This is a genomic window from Pseudomonadota bacterium (assembly GCA_026390555.1).
In the GTDB taxonomy this organism is placed as follows: Bacteria; Bdellovibrionota_C; UBA2361; order UBA2361; family OMII01; genus OMII01.
The window spans coordinates 22,361-46,892 of the sequence record JAPLFS010000055.1 but is presented as its reverse complement, the minus strand read 5'-3'; the positions used below and the strand labels follow the sequence as shown (position 1 = coordinate 46,892).

The following is a 24,532-nucleotide window of genomic DNA, read 5'->3' as shown; positions in this document are numbered from 1 at the left end:
GTTACGCGTTTTGTATGTTCACCAATTCGCCGGTGTGGATTATCATTCAAGCAACCTTATGGAGTAATAAGTATGTCAGGTAACGACCTTTTTCCGGTTCCAGCACCCTTTGCAGAGCGTACCCTTATAAATGAGCAATACTATCAGGAGCTCTACCGAGAATCGATTGAAGACCCGCAGGGCTTTTGGGCCAAACAGGCCGAGAAGTTTATTACCTGGCAGAAGCCGTGGGAGCGTGTTGTATCGTGGGATTTTAGTACGGCAGAGATCCGGTGGTTCGAGGGGGCGCGCCTTAACGTAAGCGAGAACTGTCTTGACCGGCACCTCGAGAGCCGCGGCGATAAGGCGGCGATTATCTGGGAGGGAAACGAACCGGGAGAGACCCGCACCATTACGTACAGAGAGCTGCATAACGAGGTGTGTCGTTGTGCTGCGATGTTGCAAATGCTTGGGGTGGGCAAGGGAGATCGGGTCGCAATCTATCTGCCGATGATCCCTGAGGCTGCTATCGCCATGTTAGCCTGTACCCGTATCGGAGCCATTCATACCGTTGTGTTTGCTGGATTCTCGGCCGAGGCTCTGCGCGACCGAATTAACGACTGCGGTTGTTCGCTCCTTGTTACCGCGAACGAGGGGTTGCGGGGAGATAAAAAGATCCCGTTAAAGGAGACCTGTAATCAGGCGCTAACGGCGTGTCCGACCGTTAAGCATATAGTCGTCGTAAAGCGTACCGAGGCTAAAACCTCGATGCTCGAGGGGCGGGATCTCTGGTATCACGAACAGATCAGATCGTTAAATGATGCAGAGATAGGGCGCCCAGAGGGCATGGATGCTGAGCATCCCTTATTTATCCTTTATACGAGCGGTTCCACCGGAAAGCCAAAGGGGGTGTTACACACGACCGCCGGATACCTACTGCAGGCTTCGATTACACATAAGTATGTGTTTGATCTGCGTGAGGACGATATTTACTTCTGCGCTGCCGATGTGGGGTGGGTTACTGGACACTCCTACTTAGTTTATGGCCCCCTTAGTAACGGCGCTACGACCGTTATGTTTGAGTCGCTTCCGACCTATCCTGATGCTGGGCGATATTGGGACGTTATTGAGCGCCACAAGGTCACGATATTTTATACCGCACCTACGGCTATTCGCGCTTTGGCGAAGGAGGGCGAGGCGTTTGTAAAACGTTATAACCGCTCATCACTTAGGTTGCTCGGAACGGTTGGAGAGCCGATCAACGCCGATGCTTGGCTGTGGTACCACAACGTAGTGGGTGAGGGGCGCTGTCCGATCGTAGATACCTGGTGGCAGACCGAAACAGGGGGGATACTTATTACCCCGTTACCTGGCGCTACGGCTACGAAGCCCGGCTCTGCGGCGAGGCCCTTCTTTGGTGTGCAACCGATTGTCGTAGATGAGGAGGGGCGCGAGGTTCCCGGCAACGGTGTTACGGGACGGCTCTGCATTAAGTATCCATGGCCCGGCATAATGCGAACGGTTTACGGTGATCACGAGCGCTTTATCCAGACATACTTCTCGCTTTATCCAGGGCTATACTTTACCGGGGATGGGTGTCGTCGTGATGAGGATGGCTACTATTGGATTACGGGACGTGTTGATGATGTTCTAAACGTTGCTGGGCACAGGCTTGGGACAGCCGAGGTAGAGAGCGCCATAGTTAGATCGGGTTTGGTTGCAGAGGCTGCCGTCGTGGGAGTTCCGCACGATATTAAGGGGCAGGGGATCGGAGCCTTCTGTGTTTTGCAGGATAGTGCGCAGGGTGATTCGAAAACTATAAAGGGGATTATTTCTACGGTTCGAGAGGTGATCTCTCCGATAGCAGTGCCTGATGTGATCTGGTTTGTATCTGGATTACCGAAGACCCGTTCCGGGAAAATTATGCGTCGTATCCTCAGAAAGATCGCAGAGGGTGAGTACGCTAGTGTTGGGGATGTAACAACCTTGGCTGATCCGACCGTTGTTGCGGAGATTATAGCCACGGTCAAGGCTTCAAGAGCTGTTAGCGCGTAAATTAGATGGGAAAAATAGGTTGGGAGTGCCTTAAGATTTAATGCGAAAGCACAAAACCGTTAGGTACCCAGGAAAGTGATTAGCTTTCCTGGACCACAACCTATTTTGACCTACGGATTCGCTAGAGGTGGAAGAAGTTTTTGAATTTTCTTCAACAACCCCTCTAGTTCTTTACACATAGCAGAACTTTTAGGGAGCACTACTACATTATCGAGCAATCGTTGTAGGACCCCTTCTGCTAGCCATGTGGAATCCTCGCTTTCTTGCGCCCAATTATCTACCACAGGGAGGATATCAGTGAGCACCGAATTAAACTCCTCTCTTATTAGGAGAGTTGCAAGGATGGTCTCAAGTTCTAGATAGCAGGGCTCGTTATCACTGATATAGTCCTGTAATACATGAACCATTCTTGCGAGCAAAGTCGGTTTTGCACCGATACTCGTAAGGATCTGGCCAGCAAGATCATAGCGTAAACTTCCGCGAGGAAGGCGCGCTAGGCTCTTTTCCTTGTGGTTCCTTTTTATAAGGGCCTGCACTTTTTTCAGACCCGCTTCCACCGACTTTACAGAAAGCCGTGGTTCGCAAATATTCTCCGCCATGATGAACTCCTTTATTCATGAGCAAATAGGAACAACTGACCCCTCAAGTTCTCTACTAGAGAGCTTAAGGGGTCAGTCGCAACTGCTTATGAACGCAAGGGGTATATCGGCATGAAAAAACCTTATATCGTTAAGGCACTACCCATATGGATCTTGTTAAAGAACACGAACAGCACAGAGTAACGCAAATTAAGAAACAACCCAACATATTGTTCTATAAAAGCACCTAAAATAAGTAGCGTGTAAAATCTAATACTGATAGATCGGAGCAGATAGAGACTGAAGGGTGAATTACTTACCCTATACAGCAGCGTTCAAGAGGGTCGGTATCTTAATTGAACAATCTGTGTTATAATAAAGGTAGGATAGTGGAGAGCTAGTTTTCAATTGATTGTAATAATCGGGGAAACTGTTAGCGTATTTAGGTATATACGCACTAGTCCTGCCGAGATCTCCTGGATAGAAACGCACCGATACCGGGGGAGGGCTGGCATAGCCAACATGCGTAGCGTAGCCGATAAATAACAAGGCGCCGCTAGCGAGAGATAGATGACTTGGGTTCCGGAAAGCAAGGGGCCCAGTAGCGATAGAGAACCCACGGTGCATTAATGATTAAGTCGCATGGACCCCACGTTAACCTCGGGGGTGTGACAGCAGCGCGACGCAACTAAAACGTGTATGACCCCAGAAAACCAGAGCCCTAATACGCCCCCCTCAGATGAATCCTTTTTTTCCCTCGTTAAGCACCAGGTAATTAGAGATAAGCTCACAGAGCTCTCAATAGTTATCCCAACCCCTGTGCAGCGCGGCTCGATACCTGTTGTGCTGGAAGGGCATGATGTTATCGCACAGGCGCAGACCGGGAGTGGAAAGACCTTGGCGTTTGTATTGCCAATTCTTTCTAAGTTGCTTGATGCCGGAGATGTCAAAGAAACCTTTGCTCTTATTATTGCCCCGACACGCGAGCTGGCGGTACAGGTGAGAAATGTTGTTACCACCATGCTGCCTGATGTTCAGCCTGCCTGTATTATCGGAGGGGTAAAGCAAGCTAGCCAGGTGCGCGATCTGCGTAACGATCCGCGCATAGTTGTTGGAACTCCTGGCCGCCTGATGGATCTAATTCAGCAGGGTGAGATCGTACTTAAAGAGTGCCGCATGTTTGTGCTTGATGAAGCCGATGAGATGCTTTCAATGGGGTTTGTTGAGGAGGTGCGCGCCATACTAGCTAGGTTGCCAAAGGATCGTCAGGGGATGTTCTTTAGCGCAACTATAACGCCCCGTGTAGGCATATTAGCAAACTCGTTCCTTAAGAATCCCAAGCGGATTGAGTTTGAGGTTCTTGAGGATAGGCTTCCGCAGATTGAGCACCTGTTCTCGCGTGTTGATGGCGGGCTTACAAGCAAGGCTACGGCACTTGCGGGCTTTCTGTCTGAGTTTAAGCCGCGCAGCGCTATAGTTTTCTGTAATACTAAATCGGATACAGAGCTGGTTGAGATCCTGCTTCGTAGGCGTGGCTTCGAGCCGGAGCGTCTTAATTCAGACCTTTCGCAGAAGGACCGCGAGAGTACGATGGATCGTTTTCGCTCAGGTGAGCTTAAGCTTCTAATCGCTACAGATGTAGCTGCGCGTGGTATAGATGTTCAGGAGCTTGAGCTCGTTGTTAATTACGCAATTCATGAATTGCCTGAGACCTATGTTCATAGAACTGGTAGAACGGGGCGCGCCGGAAGGTCCGGAAAGGCGCTCTCGCTAGTTGGGCCACAGGACTTCTCTGCGTTTTATTCTCTGCAGAAAAAACTTCCTATAGTCCTGACTGAGGTGCCGTTACCAGATCAAAAGCCTATAGTCGTAGCTAGTTAAGAGTAGTTATAGCCCTTTTAATATGGGCTTTTTTAACGGTCTGCGCCGTGTATTCCTTAACCGGTTAATACGTGCTAGGCTCCGAACATCTTAGTGAAGTTCTCTTGGCCTACATCGATGGGCCTGCCTTAATGGCCCACCGGGCGCCCTATCGCAATCACAGACCTTTGCTACATAAACAATACTTGAGTCTGAGTTGCGCCGGGGCATCGCCAGTCTCCATTTGATAAGGCCCATTACATGACAGCTTCGCAAACAGCGGCAGAGATCCGCTCCATAACCTTTGACGATCTTCCACTTGCTCCGTTTCTCAAAGAGACGATTAGTTCAGTTGGATACGTTACACCTACACCGATTCAGGAGCAGGCTATTCCGCTTGTAATTGAGGGGCGTGACTTAATCGGATTAGCGCAGACCGGAACTGGAAAAACGGCAGCATTTATCCTTCCGATCCTACAGAAACTAAGTGGTTCAAAGGAGAAGGCGACTCGCGCTCTGATCCTAGCGCCAACGCGTGAACTTGCTGAGCAGATTAACGATGTAATTAAGATGTTCGCTGGGCGTACCGGTATTAAGAGCTGTACGGTTTACGGGGGAGTTTCTCACCGTAATCAGATAGGCTCATTGCGTGGTAAGCCAGGTATCGTAGTGGCATGCCCAGGTCGTCTTAAGGATCACATGCAGGGTCGCACAGTCGATCTATCTCAGGTTGATATGCTCGTTCTTGACGAGGCAGATCGCATGTTGGACATGGGATTCCTTCCTGACATTAAGCACATAATTAAGGCGCTTCCTGCAAAGCGTCAAACGATGCTCTTTTCCGCTACGATGCCCGATGAGATTCAGGTTCTTACAAAAGAGGTCCTGAACAATCCAACCATCGTGCGTGTAAAAACGGAATCGGCGCTCGCAACCGTTTCGCACTCTATGTACACCGTACAACAGACAAAGAAGCCTGAAACCCTTAGCGCATGGATACGGGATAATTCTGAGGCGTTGGTTGTAGTATTTACAAAGATGAAGCATACGGCGAAGCGCCTAGGCGAGAAGCTCGCTGATAACGGAGTTAAGGCAACATCGCTACACGGAAACCTCTCGCAGGCCCAGCGCTCGCGCGCATTGGCAGGTTTTAAGGATGGGTACTACCGCGTTATGATTGCAACCGATATCGCAGCACGTGGTATCGACGTTGAGGGCATTACGCACGTAGTTAACTACGATATGCCGGACACCCTTGATGCCTATATTCACCGAACTGGGAGAGCTGGTCGTGCCTCAAGAACGGGCGATGCTCTTTCATTTGTAACTCGTGATGATCTACAGCTAGTGCGTTCGATTGAGCGTTGGCTTAAGGCGCCGATTACGCGCCTTAATGCAGCCGTTGGAAATGATACCGATACCAATGAGTCCTCTATCGATATGGGCGAGGCGCGTGAGCGTCGTGCTCCGCGCGGTGCTGGTGGTCGCGGCGCAGGTGGTCGTAGTGACGATCGTCGTGGTGCTGGACGTCCTGCTGGTCGTGGTGGTGAGCGCAGTGCTCCCCGTGCTCCCCGCGCCGTAGGGCGCGATGAGCGCTCGGAGCGTCCAGCTCCATCGTTTGGTGGTGAGCGTCGCGAGCGTTCCAGCTCAGATCGGCCATCATTTAGCTCGGACCGTCCACGTGGGCGTAGTGCTGAGGGTGTTGGAAGCCGAGCGCCAGTTGGCGAGCGTCGCGAGCGTCCTGCTAGGGATGGCGGTAGCTCTGAGAGATTCGCACGTCCGGATCGTGGTTTTGGTGGCGATCGTGGTCGTAACGATAGGCGCGGCGGAGATCGCCAACCTAGCGAGCGTCCGCAGCGGGAGTTCCGTGGTCAGCAGGATATCCAACCTGACAGTCAGCACGTGTTTCGTCCAAAGGAGTCTCATTTTATAGATCGTTCGGAGCCCCGTACTGATCGCCCACAAGCTGCACGTGGCGGTAGGGGTGTGGGTGGCGGTGGATTCCGCCGAGGTAGCGGTAATGCTGATGGAGCTCGTAGTGAGGCGCCACGCGGTCCTCGTAGCAGTGGGCCCCGTAGCAGCGGCCCTCGTAGCAGCGGACCCCGTAGCAGTGGCCCTCGTAGCAGCGGGCCCCGTAGCAGTGGGCCCCGTGATGGCCAGCGCTCTGAGCGAACACCACGTACTCCACGTTACGATTAAGCGTTGCGATTCAGATTAAGCAAGAGGCGCTAAGTCCAGAGGGTGAGTACCCGATGGGCTTGGCGCCTTTTCTTTTGGTGTTGAGTTAGTATTTTCTAGTGAGCAGATAGCCCTAATTAAGCACTTAATCTGCTATAATTGAGCCATGAGCGTTCTTTCTCCCTCTCTTACAATTCGGGAGCATAGTTATCTTATTGGGTGCGGCGTGAGTTCTGGGCGCATCGGACTCTAGTGTCGGCCATGAAAGGAATCACACGCTTGAATTTATACCAAGCCGTTCTGGAGAACAGCGGTCCCAGGGCTTCGCCGCATTGTGGACCAAAAGTAACCCCGTACTAATGTGACCATACCAATGTGACCACAGGCCTTGTGGATAGTAACTAATCGCAGCTCGCTACATTTTTGGGAAGCTTATTGAGTAGATCTAAAAGACCCTTCTTGCGCTCGACTTTATCGTTATGCAGGGACTCAAGCCCCTTAGGAGTTTTTTTGTAGAGTCGATTAAATAGAGCGTTTATCTTCTTTTTATCTACCTTGATAGTGCGGCACTCCGCCGTTAGAACCTGGCAAGTGTACGTGTTGTAATAAGTAGAGATTTGCTGTCTAAGAGCGGCTAGGACAGCTGATCCACGGTTGATGATAACTAGACGGTTAGCTGGATCTGGCCGCCATGTTTTGTTTGTTGCCAGTTTGTGGGAATTGATAATTTGATTGATGATTATCTTGCTCGTATAGATCCAGATCTCTTTGAGCGCCTGCTCGTCAGTTGGAGTGCAGGGTTCGCTTATTCCTCGATCTGCACAGATTTTAAGTGCTCCGTCGATAATAGCCTGCTCTCCAAGAAAGTTCCATGTGACAGCATATGTGCCTGTGCTGGTTGCAAAAGCTGAGAGCTCTCGTGCAAACCCCTGCATACCGATGGCGAAGAGCGTTTCAGGTACTGGGGCTGGATTAGGATTATCTATAGGTGAGAAAATCTGATTGAGTTTGTTGTAAATAAGAGGAACCTCTATTTGAACGCCATCCGGCAAGCCTGGAATCGAGCTAGTTGTATTCTCGTACGGGAAGAACGCCAGCTCTATAGCATCGTTTCGCAGAACTCGACAAACGGGGCCGTCAAGACGAACGTTTCTCTGCATCGGTATAATTACAGGGCTACGTTCGGCAAGGCTCGCACCAGATTCAAGTATATCGGCAAAGGATATAGCGGCTACTCCCCCTAAATTGGCTGGCAAACCAGAGGAGATCTTGTACTCATTGTTATCTTTTAGGATAACAGCGAAGGCTCCAAGCTCGTCGGTTGTTACAACGGCTCCGTTAAAGTCGAGCGGCATGTAAGCTAGCGGGGTTAAATCAATCCGCGCAGATCCGAAAACGTTAACATCGCGGTTAATCGGAGTATCCGTAAATGTTGCGGTAGCAGTTGCTGTCGGTGTGATAGTACTGGTCGGCGTAACGGTAGGAGTCAATGTTGGTGTATTGGTTGGTGTTGCAGTTGGGGTTGTCGTTGGTGTTGAGGTCGGCGTATTAGTTGGCGTGGCTGTGGGAGTTGATGTTGTTGTGTTTGTTCGTGTAGCGGTTGGAGTCACTGTGTTGGTTGGTGTAGTTGTTGGCGTATGAGTTGCCGTTGGCGTAGCCGTTGGTGTATTGGTTGGTGTGATAGTTGGGGTAGCTGTTGGTGTCGAAGTTGATGTTGCTGTTGCAGTGATAGTTGGAGTTATTGTTGGAGTTATTGTTGGAGTGTTTGTTGGTGTAACTGTCGGTGTATTGGCCTGTGTGCTAGTAGCTGTAACGGTTGCAGTGTTGGTTGGAGTGATAGTTGGAGTGTTAGTGGGCGTATTAGTAGGTGTGCTTGTTGGTGTAGTGATTGGAGTTTTAGAAGGTGTATTAGTTGAGGTTGCAGTCGGTGAGTTTGTTGGAGTGTTTGTTGGTGTAACTGTCGGTGTATTGGCCTGTGTGCTAGTCGGTGTAACGGTTGCAGTGTTGGTTGGAGTGATAGTTGGAGTGTTAGTGGGCGTATTAGTAGGTGTGCTTGTTGGTGTGCGAGTTGGAGTATTAGTTGGTGTGCTTGTTGGTGTAGTGGTTGGAGTGTTAATCGCTGTGTTAGTAGGTGTAATGGTTGGCGTGCTTGTTGAAGTCTGAGTTGGAGTCTGTGGGGTGCTGGTTGGAGTATTGGTTGAAGTGTTAGTTGGGGTTGCTGTGGGTGTATTCGTTGGAGTGTTAGTTGGGGTACTAGTTGAAGTTGCTATCGGTGTATTAGTTGGCGTATTGGTTGGTGTATTAGTTGGAGTGTTTGTCGGCGTATTAGTAGGTGTGTTTGTTGGTGTATTAGTTGGTGTGTTTGTCGGGGTGCGAGTAGGAGTATTTGTCGGAGTATTAGTTGGCGTGTTGGTTGGTGTATTAGTTGGAGTGTTTGTGGGCGTATTAGTTGGAGTAGTAGTAGGCGTGCTTGTAGGAGTGTTAGTTTGCGTTACTGTAGGGGTACTTGTTGGTGTATTGGTCGGAGTTTGAGTTGGAGTATTGGTTGCTGTGCTCGTTGGAGTTGGCAAGGTCCGTGTGAATATAGAGACTGTGTTCCCGCCACCTAAACCATAAACATTAGTACCATCTGGGGAAACAACCGGACTACGCCCTCCTCCAAATACATCTCCGTAGCTAGTACCAGATAACGTTCCAGTACTAGCGTTGCGGGTGTATGTTGATAGACTACTAAAATCAGAAGACCCAACATAAACATTGGCACCATCTGCTGGAATTATTATAGCTTTAGTATCATTTGGATTATTTTGATTTATTGTTATCACACTACTAGGAGACAACTCTCCCATAGTTCGGTTACCTTCATTATTATGATAGCGAGTAAACATATACAAATTGTTCGAGTTAACATTTACGACATAAACATTATTACCGTCTGCGGAAACGGCTATGCCCGTAGGAAAATCCCCCCCCAGAACCGAGTGTATATATAGTGGATAATGCTCCAGTACTAGTGTTGCGTAAGAATAGAGATATGGAGTTAGAACCTACGACATAAACATTATTACCGTCTGCTGGAACAATCATACCAAAAGGAAAGTTTACCGTAGCTATTGTACTAGTACCAGATAACGCTCCATTACTAGTGTTGCGTGTGAATATCGATATAGTCCCGGAGTTATTCGTAACATACACATTAGCACCATCTGCAGAAACGGCCACAAGGAGAGGGGAACTCCCCGTAGCTATTGTACTCGTGCCGGACAACGCTCCCGTACTGGTGTTGCGTGTAAATATCGATAGGTTGTTGTCGCTATAATTTGCGACATACACATTAGCACCATCTGCAGAAACGGCTATGCCCCTAGGGTTGTACCCCGTAGCTATTGTACTCGTGCCGGACAACGCTCCCGTACTGGTGTTGCGTGTAAATATCGATAGATTTCTGGAGTCATGATTTGTAACATAAACATTAGTACCATCTGCAGAAATGGCCATGCCCCTAGGCCATGCCCCCGTAGCTATCGTACCGGTTTGAGATAAAGCTCCCGTACCGATACTACCTTGCGCGCTCGCATCGAAGGGGGCGAAAAGCACTCCGATGAGCGTCAGGCACAGAAGGACGCCGCCGATACAGTGACTCCAGATAAATACGGAGCTCCCTACCGCATTTTTCTGAACGGTCGCTAGCCAGTTGCCGTCAGGTTTAAACTCTGCGGGAGTTTCTGCTAAGAGATGCTGTGAAGAGATGACGGTAAAAAGGCAAACCGATAGCATCAGCGTTATATATGCGCCCACGCCCCTTATTCTATTCTCTATGTTATGCCACATAGATCCAATGCCCTTAGTAACTACATTGGTCGACATGATCTCAGAAAAACTTAAGATCCTCTGAGATTAAGGTTCACAGGGCTCTAAAAAGCCGGCATGCTTTTCGAAATTTGATAGATTTAAGTGATTGAAATTATGTAATTTTCTACTGATTTCCTCCCTTTTTAGGCAACAAAGAGGGAAAACTGGTGAAGAGTGACGCCTAGCTCCCCTTCTTTCCAAACGCCAAGCCCTTGGCCGGGCTCTGCTCAACGTCAAAGCGGCGCTTGTCGTACGATTCGACCATCTGAATGCTGGAATGGCGCGAGAACTCCTGCACCTCGCGGTGCGGAATGCCGTCAGCCAGTAGCTTTGTAATAGCAGTGGCGCGAGCGGAGTGGGGTGTTGCAAAGGAGCCGGCTCCCGCCGCCATGCAGTACTGCTTAAAGAGTAGATATAGTCCGGTATCGGAGATAGGCCTAGTGTTAACCGTTTTGCCCCCCTTACCGGTAAATCCAAGAAAGAGATAATCACCATCTGCAGCCCGCTCCTTCTTTCGCTCCTTAATTAGATTCCAAAGCGGCTCGGCGGCCCAAGATGGTAACGCCTGCTCGGCATCCCTCTTGGCCTTGGTATAACGCAGGTAAAGATAGGTTGTACCGGAGCTGGTGCGCTTAACATCGCCGATTCGCAGCCCGATAACCTCGCTTCTTCGTAAGCCCCCACCAAATAGAATTGCAAGGATAGTTTGGTCGCGGCGACCCTTTGGCGTTGTAACGTCAGGGAGATTAATTATCTCCATAACGAGATCAAAATCGATCATCTGAGTAGGGCGCTTTCGCCCCGCGTCTTTGGGGGGAGGGGGAACCCTATCAGCCTCAAATGGGTTCTCAATAACTCCAACCGTGCTTGCTATAAGCATGCGGTAGATGCGCCGCAGCGCAGCGAACTTTTTATGGATCGTAGCGTTAGATTGAGTCGCGTCTAGGCCATCCTTCTTTTTGCCCCGAGCATATTGATACTGCAGCGTAAGCTCACTGGAGCTCTTTGAGGGGTCTCTAGTGGTGTCAAACCTGGGCTTTTCGCCCGGCTTGGTCTCTAGGAACTTGCGGTATGCGATGGCGTGTAGATCTGTGGCTGCAACGATTAATGCAGCACTCTTTGCTGTGCCAGGCTCTGCGCCTAGAAAGCGGCACCATTCACTGACTATCCCTGAGTATGTAACGCGAGTTGCGGGGGACTTTAGCGATAGGAACGCCGAGATACGGAGCCAGACCCGTTGAGAGCCGGTCGCCGTAGCAGCGGTAATAGCGGGTGGATGGGCAGAGCGCATGGCTAAATAGTAGTGTGGTGTGGTGTTTGGCGGTAGTACTTAACGGCCTTTACCCACTATTATAGCTTATTAGTTTTCTAGTTCTCGTTAAGTAAGGTGTATGTTCGGCAGATGCCCCAAGCTAGGGCAACCCTTTAATTGGCGTGCCGTTCGCGCTATAACGCCTCGTTATGCGAGGCTTATTCCTTCAACAACCGTTAGAGCTCCGTCTAGAGGTAAGTGGTGACACCTTTAATCAGGGGGCCGCTGTGCCATGTCGCATGGTTATTAAGAACCACGGCTCTGTTCTCGTTCTACTGGACGCACTCGCCCTAAACTTGGCCCTAGGAGCTCTTAAAAAGGTCAAGGCCAAGCAGGACGGCGCATTTGAGGTTACCAAACAGGGTGAGCTTGAGCATGCCACAGAGCTAGCTCCACATGCTGAACTGAGTTTCTCGCACACCTTTACCCTAGATATTAACTCTCCTATCTCAGATAAGGCTCAGAGCCCATATCTACTCTATGGAAATTCAGCTCAGATCGCCCTACTCGGCCAGCTCCCACTGACCGTTACTGTGCATCCTCATATCAGAACCATCTTCGAGACGATGGGTACGGTTTTTAACTTTGTAAACAGGGGCGAAACCTCCAAGAACGGCTGGACCTCTGTTAAGCTCAAACCACCCGAATCGCGGCGCCTCTCATTCGTAGACGAGCTAAATCTCTCCTGCCGCTTCCACGGCGAGGCGCTTGAGGTTAGATACATCTTTACCGTAAAGAAGTTCGCAACTTCGATGGTAAAAGTCGAGATTAGAAAGGATAAGACTGAAGTTCTGCAACGATGGGAGCCCGCAGAGTATCTTTTCGGCGCTGGTTATGTGCAGCAGACCTTTATTGAGCGCCTGATCGAGGCAGCCTTGGCCGAGGTGTCCTCTGGGCTTTAAGAGCTAAAAATTAGCTATGTTGCGAATCTCACCCTGCTCGCATTCGTCACTGCTCTGATCCTCAATCGCCGTTAGCATCGTATGTAGCTCGCCAATCTCGCTAACCTCACGACCGTTCCAGATAAGCTTTAATCCATTTGTTGCAATCAGATTACGGTTTACCGAGAGCGCCACTGGGCCGGGTCGCTTGCGGTTCGGATTGCTAACTCTAAAGAGCCTTTTGGCGTACGGTGCACCACCGGAGGTGCTACCGAACATCTCGCCGAGCCAGGCCGGGCCCTTGCTGATAGCATAATCTAGCGACGCGGCAAGGCTGCCCTTGGCGCCGATCAGGCAGAAATCAACCCTGTCGTTACGCTCAGAGAGCGCAAAGCGGATAAATGCAGCACAAACGGCCCGCACACCCGAGGTCCACTGAAAGCAGCCGTACCGAATGTAGGCCCCGGAGCTCTTGCCCCGTATCGCCATAAGGGTCTCTTTGGTTGCAGAGCTAAAAAACTCTGAGGAAACTAGTTCTAGCCTCTTTGTTCCTTCGAAACGTAGGGTGAGTGTGTTTTCGCACATACGATAGTCCTCCTATAGGGCGTTGCTATAAGGGTAGTTCTAGCCTCTTTGTTCCTTCGAAACGTAGGGTGAGTGTGTTTTCGCACATACGATAGTCCTCCTATAGGGCGTTGCTATAAGGGTAATCGGAGAACGACTACAGAAAGTTGCGTGTTGCGTAAAAATAGCTTGGAATTCGGTGATTGATTCAGAAAATATAGCTGACCCCAAAGCCGGTATGATCTTGAGAGAGGATCTGCGCTACGGCATCGTCAGTGAGGATCTCCATTTTATTGAATGCTCTTTGCCATCAGAGGCAAACTACATCAACGGTAACATTATGGCTTCATAGTCTGGAATCGTCATTCAATTTATCCTCAAAATTCTTTCACTGCTCCCTTAAAAACACCTATAAACTCCTCTCCACTAATCACCGTATCATAGAGCCCAACATCTTCACCCTCATGCTTATTAACACCAGCATAAACTAGGCTTGCATCTTCATAGCGTTTGAACTTGTAAACAGCATCGTTCATCAATGCACTATTAAAGACGCCAAGGCTTACTAGTAGGTCAAAATCTTTGACGGTCACACCTGTTACTTTTTTAAAGAGCCCTGGCTCTAACTGCGTGATCACATCCTTTAATGAACGCTCACGGTAATCAGTCAGATACATGAAGACTGGAATTCTTGTTGCAAACTTGATCAGCTTCTCTTGAATTTGCTTTCTTAGGTTCTTGTATTCCTTTTCTTCATCCGAGAGTTCACGCTTTTCCTTCTCCGATAGTTCTTTTTCGTTCGCTTCTTTCTTGGTCTTATTAACGGCTTCTGACTTGTTGATAATAGTTTGAATCTCTTGATTCAAATTTCTAAAGCCTTCAATGTTCATCAGAGCTTCCATAGCTTTTTCGCTGTCCATCAAGCGTTGAAGCGTTCTGTTATCAACATTCACAAGTAATGCACTCTCCCATCTGCGGGCTAGTAAGGTGGCAGTTGTTCCACTCATTGCCATGTCAAGAATACCAGCGGCATCAACCTCTTTCATTGAGCTACCATCGTATGCAAGCACGGGTAAGAAACTGATGAATTCTTCAACTCTCTTTTCAGGGTTCTGCTCATCAACATTCAGCCTACAACTATAGTCAGCTATCTGTCTCAAAGCTCGTTCAGGTGCAAAGTCAAAGACGTAGCACTCTTCTTTAACAATCACTTCCTTGTTTGGTGACAAACTATCAGGGTTAGTGATTGTCCAAGGTGTTTGAACTCTAAATGCAGCTTGAAAATAAGTTTCAGGTGATGAACAGCTACGAAGCATCAATATTCCAGCCCAAGGCTTAACTGAAATACCAGTGGTTAGCTTTCCACAAGTAAGAGTGATGGTTTTACTTGCAAGAGGGTTATCCATCTTCTTCAATAAAGGTGGTAGAGCTTTTGCACCGACACCTGCCTCAATACCAGCGGCTACAATCACCTTATAATCGTGATAAAACTTATTCTGTCGCTGTATCAGTAGGTTTTTCATTGCATGACACGATGCCACGGTTGGAAGAAACCAAAGCGTATGAGAGAGAACATTTAACAATCTAGTATCAGAGAATGGCATCGGTGGTTTTTTTGCACCAAGCTTTAGATTGTCTACTGTAGTTTCAAGAAAAGAACCTCTTATGAGATCTAGCCACTTCTGAACTTCATCTTCATAGATATATTCAGCATCATCGCCTTCACCTTCTGCTGAAAAGAATTCATTAAGATCAAACTGATTAAATTCTCCCTGCATCGCGACTTCACGAATTGCATCAGGCAGCTGATAGGTAAGCAGCACCATTCTTGGAAGTGCACGATAGGGGTTGTTATCACCTTGCCATTCTAATTTTGCTCGCTGCTCATCTGAATATGTCCAGTTAAAGATCTGCTCTTCAATGAACTCACCAGATGACAGAGCCCTGAAGGGTGTGCCTGAAAGATAAAGATAGTGATTAGTGGTGATGGGAAGAATATCTTCATCGAAATCTTTTACACCGACTCCTTGAGCATATTCCTGCTCTTGCTGGCTCTCTGCTTCAAACAAATCTTTGGCATTCTCACGCCATGCACCGTAATGGTATTCATCAAAGATGATGCAATCCCAATTCATGGTGTGAACCCATTCGTTCTTGGTCTTAATGCCACCAGTGCTTTTGTTCTTTCCTAAGTAGTCTTGAAATGAGCCAAAGCATACGATTGGCTTCTTTTTATTCGCTTGGTCATAGGTCAGACCATCAGGTGAAATAAACTGCCAGCCTTCAAAATCAACGTGTGAGTTTAGATCATCCTCCCAGGCACTTTGAACTGCGGGCTTAAAAGTCAGAACTAAGATTTTAGTCCACTTCATTTGTTTCGCTAACTGATACGAGGCAAAGGTTTTACCGAAACGCATCTTAGCGTTCCATAGAAAGTGTGGTGATTTCTTTGGCTGTTCTTTGCGGAAGCTATTAAAATATTGCTCGGTCTTATCTACCGCCTGCTGTTGCTCTGGTCGCATGCCAAAGTTAAGTGAGCGGTTTTCAGAATTTAACTCTCCATTTTTGAGTGCAATGATTGCTGCCTTTACCCTTGCAACTTTGCATTCAAACCATTCGCCATCGGGGTTCTTAATACCTGCTTTTTTAAGATAACGGTGAACAGCTCTATCAGTAAATGTACTGCCATCATTTCGCATGGCTGGTTCTTCAAGCACTATCAGATAAGGTAATTTGCCAGGTCGTTTTGTTGGATATTGTTGAGCGATACGATCTTTAACAACTCCAGTAGTGTAACCAATTTTCAGCAAGCCTTTATACTGAGGGTTAGTATCCTCATAAGCATAGATCGTAGGCTTGGCGTCTGGTCTTGGTGGGAAAAAGTTCTTATCTTTCATTTATCATCCTCATCTTTTGGCTCGATGAAATAATCTATCTGCTTCTGGACATTACTTTTAGGAAAGAGCTTTCGGCGCTCTAAGCGTTCCTTGGCTTCTTGCATAATCTCTTTAATCTTGCGTTCAAATTGTTTTTTTGGCGGTAACTCTGTCCAGTATTCCGCAACTGCAATACCTGCCTTATCCAATTCAAGGAGTTCTATCTGCCCACGGTTTGCTTCAGTGCATAGAATAATACCGATTGGCGCTTCTTCACCCTCCTGTCTCTCATAGCGATTCAGCCATTTTAGATAGAGAGACATTTGCCCCATGTATGCAGCTTTGAACTGACCAAGCTTCAACTCGATTGCAACAAGTCTTCTTAGTTTTCTATGGAAGAACAGAAGATCGAGAACTATCTCATCATTCTCAATGATCATTCGTTTCTGCCTTTCAACAAAGGTGAACCCATGACCAAATTCAAGGATGAAGCTCTCAATGCTCTCAAGAATGGCTTTTTCTAAATCAGCCTCAAGATAGTTCTCTTTCAAGCCAAGGACATCTAATAGGTATGGATCTTTGAATACATTAAATGGAACTGCTGATTTTTCTGTTATGTGGGCGTTGGCGATTTCACGGCGCTCGTAAGCTTTGCGAGATATTTGATGACGTAGTTCATGCACGCCTAAGTTTCTTTCAGAAGCATCATTTGCATAATAAAGTCTTGCTGCATCAGTTTTAAGTCTTAAAAGTTCAGTAAAATGTGACCAACTTAATTTTGACGACAGCATCGTCAAAATCTCTAAATCTGAAAAACGCTCAGAAAACAGGCTCATTCGGTATAAATTACGCTCTGAAAAGCTGCTTCCATATCGGCCTGATAATTTTGACGATAGCGTCGTCAAAATGTTTTTCCCGTATTCTGCTCTCTTGTTTTTAAGGATATTTGAATTGACATAACCGCCTATCTCCCAATACATCAGGGTGACTTCTCGGTTTGCGTAGGCTCCAGCTCGGTATCTACGTTTTTCAATGATCGTTGATATTTGTTTGAATAGAGCGGCTTCACTGGGCGCAGATGATTTAATTGGCACTAAAGCCTTTTGTTTTTTGATGGGCTTTTTGGGAGCCTTTTTAGTCATTCACTAGCTCCATTGGGCGCACCATGGATTCAATGAAAGATATTTCCTTCTTACTTAATTTATATTTCTTGTAGAGTTTTTCGTCAGTCCAAGACGACGAAAAGTCCTGGACAGGAACTAGAGTGTAAACCTTTTTTGGTGCGTGCTGCGAGTTTTTTAGTAACAAAACTAGAAAGCGAAAAAATCGTGTCCTTATATAACTCATTATGTTTTCACATTCTTTGCCATCACTGCATGGTCCAATAACTAAATACGCCTCGGAACAACATGTTCCGGGATTACCAATAAATGGCTTTCCTGTTACCCAATATGAGCTAGATATCCTTTCGCCGTAAGCCTGCGATAAGTAAACCTTGAACTTGTCTACTAGTTCTAGGTTTTGTGCTACTTGTTCACGCTTTATATAACCAGTCCGGTTATAGGCTATAAACATAACGCTGCCTTCAAACGGCTCGCTCTTGAATTCGCTGAAGTTAGTAGCAAGTCCAAACGGCTTTTGTGAGCTGACGAGATTAGAAAAGGAAAGCTCCTTTAATTGGGCAATCTTGTGCAGAATAGATATGGCCTCGTTATATCTTATGAATGAGTCGATTCCATCTTCTAGAAGTGGTCTAATCATCGTTGACACACTTCCTTCAATAGAAGTGCTGACTTCACACTGTCCTTTGTGATCTCTATCCCACAAAAAATAACAGACCCCTCCGCTAATATCTACGCCTGGAAAGCAGTCAACGGAATTCGGAAAATCAAATATTTTCCTGATAGACTTGTCATTCAGCATAGTGCGCCGAAATTCATTCAAACCCATTCCGCCCGAAAACCATTTAGACGGAATGATCATGGCTAAAAACCGAGGGCGTAGTTTAATTGCCTGCGTCACAAACTTGTCATAAATTGGCGAGGCCTGGGCCTGTGCGCCGGCTGTTTTAAGTTGATACGGTGGATTTCCAATAATTACATCAAATTTCATATTAAAGATCTCCTCAGGTTGATCGGTGTGTATAAACTTATAGGCGTGAGTTTCTAACTCTTCGCCTCGGTCATACTCTTCTTTATTAGCTCCACAAAAAGAGCAGCGACCCGATTTCCAAGTATGCTCTACTCTTTCAAATCGAATATTACCTTGACTATCGTTGAAACAATCGCAAACTGAATACTTCCCGTTTGCATTCTTCGAGCAGTAAACGCTTCTTCTTGATAGTAGTGCGGTCAGTTCAGTAATCGGCAAACCAAATAATTGCTTTTGATAGATGTGATTAAGCCGTTTCTGTAAATTAGGAATGACTGGCTTCAAACCTTCATTAAGTCTTCTAGCAATCTCTCTAAGAAAAACCCCTGACTTGCAAGCTGGATCAAGAAAAGTTACATTCCTATCTTTCCAGATTTCACTCGGTAACAGATCTAAGATCTGATTAACTAAAGCAGGCGGCGTAAAAACCTCGTCATTGCTGAGATTAGCAAGGCAAGTCAACACATCTGGGTTGTAGTTACTATTTGTCTCCATCTGCAACCTTTAAAAAATGAACGAGCGGATACTCTTTTAATGGGGTAGGAATAAAAACATCATCACCAAGATCAGAGAACAAAGGCAGCTCACGAATACTTTCGTGTGCTATTAAATTCTTAAAAGAAAAGTCTCTTCTTTTAAGCATGCTGCCATTAACCGCTGACCATTCAGAGAAAACAATCGGTTGAGGTTTTGCTGATACGGTCATCAGCGTTAAAGCATTTCCCCATTCAATATTTCGGTCTAAAATAAATTTCGCAGATTTTAAGCAATCAGGGTTAGTGTTTTGCTTGTAGAGACTTTTGTATTCGTTCTTGAAGATTTCAAGCAAACGTGAACGACACTGCTGAACATTGTCTTCTAAGATATCAATTCCGTAGATGCTTGAGATGGTAAGTATGGCGTATCGCTCATACTCTAATTGACTTTTGCAGTAACGAGCTTTAACGATGTTTAGCTTTCTCTGTAAGATCTCAGATAAAAAATTACCCGTTCCGCATGCAGGTTCAAGAAAACGAGAATCTATTCTTTCAGCTTCTTGATTCACGAGATCTAGCATTGCGTTCACTTCACGCTTGCTAGTGTAGACCTCACCGTGGTCAGTAACTCGCTGTCTTGAAATTACTAACTGCTCAACTTCCTGTGTTTCTGTCATTTGACCTTATCTTTCTTATCAGCGTCTTCAGCAGCGTAAGGATAGGAAGATCAATTCACTTTCCGCAAGTAGCTGATCTGTGGTATCGACATTGCAATAGAGCCCCTTAGTTCTAGCCTCTTTGTTCCTTCGAAACGTAGGGTGAGTGTGTTTTCGCACATACGATAGTCCTCCTATAGGGCGTTGCTATAAGGGTAATCGGAGAACGACTACAGAAAGTTGCGTGTTGCGTAAAAATAGCTTGGAATTCAGTGATTGATTAGGAAATTGATTCGGAAAATATAGCTGACTTGGCGCTCGATCCCCCCTACCTTACCTGGGCCTCCGACAGATAAAGAACAGCTCCTCGGTCCCGCTACTAGGACGGAGGCGATCGGGATCAATCATGATTACAGTGCGAAAATATGTCGCGAGCTCCCTTAGAATAATCTGAGTTGGTACGACCAGCTCTGGGATGCTCATCTGATAGCGCTTAAAGATATCGCGGCGCTGCTCCCTGTAGAGCGTAAGGTTGACCATGTATCTGTACCGGCGAATACGCCGCACATCAACGGTCGAGAACGCGGCTTGATGGGGATCTACTGTGATAGGATCCTTTCTATACATCTCCATCTTAAACTCTGTGTTTACGTCAAATATAAACACGCCGTTCGAAGAGAGGTGTTTATGCGCGTTCTCAAAAACCTTGCGCCACTTTGCCAGGCTAGTTATATGATTCATCGTGTCAAATGGGCATACGACGGCATCGAAGCTCTCTGCTAGCGAGAAATCTGTAATATCGCCTAAGATAAGTTTGGCGCGTGGGGCTTTGCGTTTCGCAAGGGTCAGCATCTTGCGTGAGTTATCTATCCCGGTCGTTACGTAGTGCTTTGAGAGGTGCTGCAACATCGTGCCAGAACCACACCCAAGCTCTAGTACGCGCTTGGCCTTGGGAGTATAGGAGCGGATAAGGCGCCGAATAAATAGCGCAACCTCGCCCCGGTCCCCGACTACCTGATCATAGAGGTGCGCAAATGTGTCGTAGTTATTCATGTGAGGTGCTGCGCAAAGCTAATCTTCCTAGCCCCGTTTGAGAACCGCAACCGCAACCTGAAGCTCTGCTCCAAAGGCGCACAGTAGCACCCGCTCGCAGTTGTTATCCAAATTACGCTTGACCATATCCTCTAGTCCAAGGAAGCAAGCAGCTCCTGAGATATTACCGATCTTAGTAATACCATCTGTATAGAGCTGATCCGCTCGGATCTCCATGGTAGGAAGGAGCTCATTTAGCATTCTAATATTAGCCTGGTGCGGAATAATGTAGCAGTCCTTAAAGCTTTCAAGCCCAGAGAGCACGCGTAGGCGCGGTGCAATCCTGGTTCCAAACTCAAACACGCCCCGGCCACGCATATGAAGCATTATCTCTGTGCGGTTGTACTCACCCTTCTGCGCAAGCGCATTAGGAAGGTTGATTACATCCACGCTCTCGCCCGCATAGGTCTCTGAGGCTATGTGCTCGATGATAAAGCCAGCGGTACTCTTAGGGTCATTTGTAATTAAGGTCGCTGAGATTCCATCGCTAAAGAGTATAGCTGTTTTCCAGCTCTCCTTGTCCAGCATGCGGCTTATATGGTCGCCAGCAACTACTAGATAGTAGCTCGTCACACCACGCAACGAATCAACCATGCACTGGTTATAAGCAGCCTGGAGTGCCTGAACCCCACCAGCACACCCCATACCGATATTGCACGCCTGTACATGGCTAATGCCAAGTTTAGCAGCAACTAATGGAGCAAGGGTTGGGATAAGGAAATCAGTAGTAGGATTGCAGGAGGAAAAGATACCGGTAACCTGCGAAAGCTCAACGGAGGCGTTCTTAATGGCATCCAGGCAGGCATCCTTTGCCATGGTAACTAGATCCTCGCCCTCAGAGATCCTGTGAAGTCGCGAAACCCCAGAGAGGTTTGCAATCGTGCCAGGTTCGCGCTTGAAATGATTCTCAATAGACTCGGCGTCTATAATTGTAGAACCTAGGCGGTGAGAGAGCCCCACTATTCGTACGTTCATCTAAACTGCCCTTCCTTACTAAGTACCCGATACTATACCAATGGGTGTTATTAGGCACGTTTAGCACCCTACTTTTACTATTAGAATACGTTTAGCAATTGATTTAATTCTCTACCTACTTGTTAACTAGCTGAACAGACAATGTTTATCTATAGTGGGTGGTTAGCCGTTAACAACGCCTAGCGGCGAGGTAGTGTTGCTTGTTGCAGGGGGAATTATAAACTTACGCAACGCCTGCACCGCAACCAGGCTAGTACAGCGGGTCATGGTTCCTATGTCGCTATCAAGACAGGCTAGCGGACGAAGAGTGCCAAACCAGGCTACAGAATCATCTACAATCACTAGACCAGATTTCAGGTTGTGACGTTCTGAGATCTGGCAACCAAGCTTAGAAAACATCTCAAGTGATGAGTTGTAATCATCAAGGGACTCCGCCACCTCAGCACTAAACGGCGGCACAACGATCTCAAGCTCAAGTCTAGTTGGGCGGTTCGCCAATAACGTTGTGATTATCTTCACTAGTGATTTAGAGATTCGCGGCGATACCATCAGCGCTGTTCGTCGCGCGCCCCGGTCTGCGAGACCTGCGAGGTCTGTGAGAGCTCCGAGAGCTGCGGCGCCAGATTATTATTAACACTAGTAGCAAGATCCAAGAAGAGGTTCGCACTAACCACCGCTGCTCGGGCCTCTATATCAGCTATAATCTGTTTGAGAATATGGTGGTCATGCAGATAAGCCCTAAGATGATCGAGGTTGGCAACGATTAGGAGCTGCTCCTTTGCCCGCGTTAACGCTACATTAAGCAACTTGGCGCCCGTTTCGCGGGGTGAGGTCGCCGCTAAAAACCCGCCTAAGCGGTGGGGTGGACTCTCCGTCAGGTCAAGGATAATAATTTTGCGCTCATCCCCCTGAAAACGGTGCACCGTTCCAACAGCTACCGAGCTGAGCTGCTCCTCAGAAAGGAGATCCTGAATCAGATCAACCTGCGGACGATAAGGCGCGATAACGCCGAGCTGATCCTGGATTTGAGGGCTAGAACAGATCTGTAGCTGTTTTACGATCGAGCGCACAAGTAAAGCATGCAGCAGATTCGCTTTCGATTTAGCAGTGCTCTGCCCAAGCGGCGAGAGCGAGCTTGAATCAACGATTACTACGGCCTGGGTATTGAGCACAGCTAATGGGTCTGAATAGACGACAGGCTCACCCCCGCTGTACTGAGTTAAGAGCTTGCCTGCGTAGAAATGTCCGTTAATCAGGCTTACGATCTCCGGCTTACTACGAAACTGTGTGCTTAGGGTGAAGAGGCATGCGTGCTGCCCCCCCGCTTCAACTAGATCGACTATTCCAGCAGCCTCGAAGATATCCTTACTGTACCACTGCTTTACAACCGGCAATGATGAGAGAGCTATCGGAGGCAACTGCCGAAAATCTCCTGCAATGATAACCTGACGGCGCGCAATGCCCGCCAATAGAAACACCACCGGAAGTGGCAGCATGGAAGCTTCATCGATAACTACAACATCGAAATCAGTTAGTTGTTGGGGTTGTAGAAATGCCCTGGTTGCTGAGGTTGCCACTACCCTAGCGCGCGAAAGAACGCTAGCTCTCATCTCACGTTGCAACTCCTCAAGACCACCGATCGCCTCACCAAGCTCTTGATAGCGAGTCTTTGATTCGGCCAGATCTGCCTCGAGCGACGTAAGGTCTATCTGCTTAAGGGATTCAGTGATCTTAGTTAGCCCGGAATAAATAAGCTTTATCTCACTATCCAGATCCTCTGTTTCGTCTACTACGACAGGCTTTGATAGACCATTTGCAAAAAATATTCGACGAATGGAGGCAAAAAGCCCTGGACGCAGAGCTCGACGGCGAGCCTCGATCTGGGAGAGCTTCTCCCTCAGACCAGCCTGCGAACGCGCCAGCGTTTTACCCGTCTCTAGCTGCGAGATAGAGGCTTTGAGTGCATCGCGATCGTTCTTAAGTGGTACAAGTCTTTCAACGGTTTTCTTCTCGTTGCGGCGCAGCACCGAGTCGAGTTCAATCTGCTCTCCGTAGTTCGTTGCTAGAGTGTCACTAACTATCGGGCCAACACGAAGGATGCTTCCCTCGGGTACGGCGAGCTTGGCTTTGCCTGAGACCCTTTTACAGAGCGCCTCAAGGATGCCATCCACCGCCTGATTGGTGTTGGAAACCAGCAGGACCCGCATATTTTCGGCAAATAACTTGTATACAGTCGCGGCGAGCGTTGTGGTCTTACCCGTGCCAGGAGGTCCCCATAGGTACGAAATCTCATGGGCCGTCATCCCTTCAAGTGCAGCACGTTGCTCCTCTGTCAGATCGCTCGGGGGAGTAAGGGCATCTTGAAGCGGAGCCGTTGAGAGCTGTGAGATATTAAGCACCCGGTGTGCCAGGTGTGAGTTAAAGTGCGCACTCGGTTCGGCTCCTCGCAGTGCGGAGAGTCTCTGTGATAGAGCATGAATGAGATCGGCGCTGCTAATCGTTAATAGCGCGGTTTCAATCGTAGCGCCGCAGTCGCTTGTAAGGGCTATCGTTACAGCCCTATCCTGTTGCGCTACAATTGAGCCATCAATAGATCTCCCCTCGACTGAGATCGTAAAGTTAGAGTCGTCCTTAAGTGGAATCTTGCGCAATAGATCGAAGCGATACAGAAATCTACCTGGGGAATCAGAGTATCGCCCGAGGGGAACGGAGTATAGATCGAGGGGATCGGAGCATCGATCCGCGTTACCCCCTACCCGGATACCACCAGATAGTCTGTACTCGCGGCCTGTAAGGGCATGCTCCCTGCCCTCGACCTCGCACGCATCAACAAAGCGCGCAATCGGATCTGACGTAGGCTGATCAGTCATTGTGGTCAACTGTAGCATGAAGTTACTCTTATGGTAGGGGGAAAGTTCATCCCCATAGAAAGCCAATTAGGCAGATCCAGGCAGATCCGAACTGGCTAACTACTGGAAGCTAAAGGGAACACCTTTAGGGCATTCGAGACACCTCTTTTATTTGACTAAGGTGTTGAAAGGGCTAAA

The 24,532-nt window shown here is 47.9% G+C and carries 20 protein-coding genes; 8 read left to right on the top strand and 12 right to left on the bottom strand.

The window, feature by feature from the left end:
• Positions 1–72 precede the first annotated feature (72 nt).
• Positions 73–2,034, top strand: coding sequence for an acetate--CoA ligase (gene acs / locus NTV65_07535; protein ID MCX6115049.1), 1,962 nt, complete (start codon positions 73–75; stop codon positions 2,032–2,034).
• A 110-nt stretch (positions 2,035–2,144) separates the two neighbouring features.
• Here acs and NTV65_07530 read toward each other — a convergent pair whose 3' ends face one another.
• Entirely contained in the window at positions 2,145–2,633 is a 489-nt protein-coding gene (locus NTV65_07530; GenBank protein MCX6115048.1) for a hypothetical protein, read from the bottom strand.
• Between the two features lie 678 nt (positions 2,634–3,311).
• Between NTV65_07530 and NTV65_07525 the strand changes: the two genes are divergently transcribed.
• Both NTV65_07525 and NTV65_07520 read left to right on the top strand, forming a co-directional pair.
• A complete protein-coding gene (locus NTV65_07525) occupies positions 3,312–4,493 on the top strand; it encodes a DEAD/DEAH box helicase (protein ID MCX6115047.1) in 1,182 nt (393 codons plus the stop codon).
• Between the two features lie 240 nt (positions 4,494–4,733).
• Positions 4,734–6,671: a DEAD/DEAH box helicase gene (locus NTV65_07520; protein MCX6115046.1), complete on the top strand. Its 1,938-nt coding sequence runs from the start codon at positions 4,734–4,736 to the stop codon at positions 6,669–6,671.
• 380 nt (positions 6,672–7,051) lie between these two features.
• Here the strand turns inward: NTV65_07520 and NTV65_07515 are convergent, their stop codons facing one another.
• The gene (locus NTV65_07515) at positions 7,052–8,005 is read right to left on the bottom strand and encodes a hypothetical protein (GenBank protein MCX6115045.1); all 954 of its coding nucleotides are present in this window, start codon (positions 8,003–8,005) and stop codon (positions 7,052–7,054) included.
• 100 nt (positions 8,006–8,105) lie between these two features.
• Between NTV65_07515 and NTV65_07510 the strand changes: the two genes are divergently transcribed.
• Genes NTV65_07510 through NTV65_07500 form a run of 3 tightly spaced genes read left to right on the top strand, consistent with a single transcriptional unit; the run spans position 8,106 to position 9,182 of the window.
• The gene (locus tag NTV65_07510; protein MCX6115044.1) at positions 8,106–8,291 is read left to right on the top strand and encodes a hypothetical protein; all 186 of its coding nucleotides are present in this window, start codon (positions 8,106–8,108) and stop codon (positions 8,289–8,291) included.
• Between the two features lie 36 nt (positions 8,292–8,327).
• A complete protein-coding gene (locus tag NTV65_07505) occupies positions 8,328–8,813 on the top strand; it encodes a hypothetical protein (protein ID MCX6115043.1) in 486 nt (161 codons plus the stop codon).
• A gap of 15 nt (positions 8,814–8,828) precedes the next feature.
• On the top strand, positions 8,829–9,182 hold the full coding sequence (locus NTV65_07500) for a hypothetical protein (protein ID MCX6115042.1): 354 nt from the start codon (positions 8,829–8,831) through the stop codon (positions 9,180–9,182).
• Positions 9,183–10,683: 1,501 nt separating this feature from the next.
• Here the strand turns inward: NTV65_07500 and NTV65_07495 are convergent.
• Positions 10,684–11,793, bottom strand: coding sequence for a site-specific integrase (locus NTV65_07495; protein MCX6115041.1), 1,110 nt, complete (start codon positions 11,791–11,793; stop codon positions 10,684–10,686).
• A 170-nt stretch (positions 11,794–11,963) separates the two neighbouring features.
• Between NTV65_07495 and NTV65_07490 the strand changes: the two genes are divergently transcribed.
• Positions 11,964–12,716, top strand: coding sequence for a hypothetical protein (locus NTV65_07490; GenBank protein ID MCX6115040.1), 753 nt, complete (start codon positions 11,964–11,966; stop codon positions 12,714–12,716).
• A gap of 3 nt (positions 12,717–12,719) precedes the next feature.
• Here the strand turns inward: NTV65_07490 and NTV65_07485 are convergent, their stop codons facing one another.
• A complete protein-coding gene (locus NTV65_07485; protein ID MCX6115039.1) occupies positions 12,720–13,280 on the bottom strand; it encodes a hypothetical protein in 561 nt (186 codons plus the stop codon).
• A gap of 178 nt (positions 13,281–13,458) precedes the next feature.
• On the opposite strand from NTV65_07485, the gene NTV65_07480 reads away from it, so the two are divergent.
• The gene (locus NTV65_07480) at positions 13,459–13,611 is read left to right on the top strand and encodes a hypothetical protein (GenBank protein MCX6115038.1); all 153 of its coding nucleotides are present in this window, start codon (positions 13,459–13,461) and stop codon (positions 13,609–13,611) included.
• Between the two features lie 25 nt (positions 13,612–13,636).
• On the opposite strand, the gene NTV65_07475 is transcribed toward NTV65_07480, so the two are convergent.
• The 8 genes from NTV65_07475 to NTV65_07440 all read right to left on the bottom strand — a co-directional run bounded on the left by NTV65_07475 (position 13,637) and on the right by NTV65_07440 (position 24,355).
• Complete coding sequence (locus tag NTV65_07475; protein ID MCX6115037.1) at positions 13,637–16,156, bottom strand: GIY-YIG nuclease family protein; 2,520 nt, start codon at positions 16,154–16,156, stop codon at positions 13,637–13,639.
• Positions 16,153–17,277 carry a PDDEXK nuclease domain-containing protein gene (locus NTV65_07470; protein MCX6115036.1) on the bottom strand — a complete coding sequence of 375 codons (1,125 nt, stop codon included), beginning with the start codon at positions 17,275–17,277 and terminating at the stop codon, positions 16,153–16,155. The genes NTV65_07475 and NTV65_07470 overlap by 4 nt, the downstream gene beginning before the upstream one ends.
• Positions 17,270–18,781 carry an Eco57I restriction-modification methylase domain-containing protein gene (locus NTV65_07465; GenBank protein ID MCX6115035.1) on the bottom strand — a complete coding sequence of 504 codons (1,512 nt, stop codon included), beginning with the start codon at positions 18,779–18,781 and terminating at the stop codon, positions 17,270–17,272. Before NTV65_07465 ends, NTV65_07470 begins: the two co-directional genes overlap by 8 nt.
• Positions 18,768–19,439 carry an SAM-dependent DNA methyltransferase gene (locus NTV65_07460; GenBank protein MCX6115034.1) on the bottom strand — a complete coding sequence of 224 codons (672 nt, stop codon included), beginning with the start codon at positions 19,437–19,439 and terminating at the stop codon, positions 18,768–18,770. Before NTV65_07460 ends, NTV65_07465 begins: the two co-directional genes overlap by 14 nt.
• Positions 19,440–19,751: 312 nt before the next feature.
• Complete coding sequence (locus NTV65_07455; GenBank protein ID MCX6115033.1) at positions 19,752–20,471, bottom strand: class I SAM-dependent methyltransferase; 720 nt, start codon at positions 20,469–20,471, stop codon at positions 19,752–19,754.
• Between the two features lie 27 nt (positions 20,472–20,498).
• A complete protein-coding gene (locus NTV65_07450) occupies positions 20,499–21,485 on the bottom strand; it encodes a hypothetical protein (GenBank protein ID MCX6115032.1) in 987 nt (328 codons plus the stop codon).
• Between the two features lie 162 nt (positions 21,486–21,647).
• Positions 21,648–22,004: a hypothetical protein gene (locus NTV65_07445; GenBank protein ID MCX6115031.1), complete on the bottom strand. Its 357-nt coding sequence runs from the start codon at positions 22,002–22,004 to the stop codon at positions 21,648–21,650.
• Positions 22,005–22,033: 29 nt separating this feature from the next.
• Positions 22,034–24,355, bottom strand: coding sequence for an ATP-binding protein (locus NTV65_07440; protein MCX6115030.1), 2,322 nt, complete (start codon positions 24,353–24,355; stop codon positions 22,034–22,036).
• Positions 24,356–24,532 lie beyond the last annotated feature (177 nt).

Excerpts from the sequence above, each read along its gene's own strand:
- acs (MCX6115049.1), top strand. The coding sequence starts at position 73 with ATGTCAGGTAACGACCTTTTTCCGGTTCCAGCACCCTTTGCAGAGCGT.
- NTV65_07530 (MCX6115048.1), bottom strand. The coding sequence starts at position 2,633 with ATGGCGGAGAATATTTGCGAACCACGGCTTTCTGTAAAGTCGGTGGAA.
- NTV65_07525 (MCX6115047.1), top strand. The coding sequence starts at position 3,312 with ATGACCCCAGAAAACCAGAGCCCTAATACGCCCCCCTCAGATGAATCC.
- NTV65_07520 (MCX6115046.1), top strand. The coding sequence starts at position 4,734 with ATGACAGCTTCGCAAACAGCGGCAGAGATCCGCTCCATAACCTTTGAC.
- NTV65_07515 (MCX6115045.1), bottom strand. The coding sequence starts at position 8,005 with ATGCCGCTCGACTTTAACGGAGCCGTTGTAACAACCGACGAGCTTGGA.
- NTV65_07495 (MCX6115041.1), bottom strand. The coding sequence starts at position 11,793 with ATGCGCTCTGCCCATCCACCCGCTATTACCGCTGCTACGGCGACCGGC.
- NTV65_07490 (MCX6115040.1), top strand. The coding sequence starts at position 11,964 with ATGCGAGGCTTATTCCTTCAACAACCGTTAGAGCTCCGTCTAGAGGTA.
- NTV65_07485 (MCX6115039.1), bottom strand. The coding sequence starts at position 13,280 with ATGTGCGAAAACACACTCACCCTACGTTTCGAAGGAACAAAGAGGCTA.
- NTV65_07475 (MCX6115037.1), bottom strand. The coding sequence starts at position 16,156 with ATGAAAGATAAGAACTTTTTCCCACCAAGACCAGACGCCAAGCCTACG.
- NTV65_07470 (MCX6115036.1), bottom strand. The coding sequence starts at position 17,277 with ATGACTAAAAAGGCTCCCAAAAAGCCCATCAAAAAACAAAAGGCTTTA.
- NTV65_07465 (MCX6115035.1), bottom strand. The coding sequence starts at position 18,781 with ATGGAGACAAATAGTAACTACAACCCAGATGTGTTGACTTGCCTTGCT.
- NTV65_07460 (MCX6115034.1), bottom strand. The coding sequence starts at position 19,439 with ATGACAGAAACACAGGAAGTTGAGCAGTTAGTAATTTCAAGACAGCGA.
- NTV65_07455 (MCX6115033.1), bottom strand. The coding sequence starts at position 20,471 with ATGAATAACTACGACACATTTGCGCACCTCTATGATCAGGTAGTCGGG.
- NTV65_07450 (MCX6115032.1), bottom strand. The coding sequence starts at position 21,485 with ATGAACGTACGAATAGTGGGGCTCTCTCACCGCCTAGGTTCTACAATT.
- NTV65_07440 (MCX6115030.1), bottom strand. The coding sequence starts at position 24,355 with ATGACTGATCAGCCTACGTCAGATCCGATTGCGCGCTTTGTTGATGCG.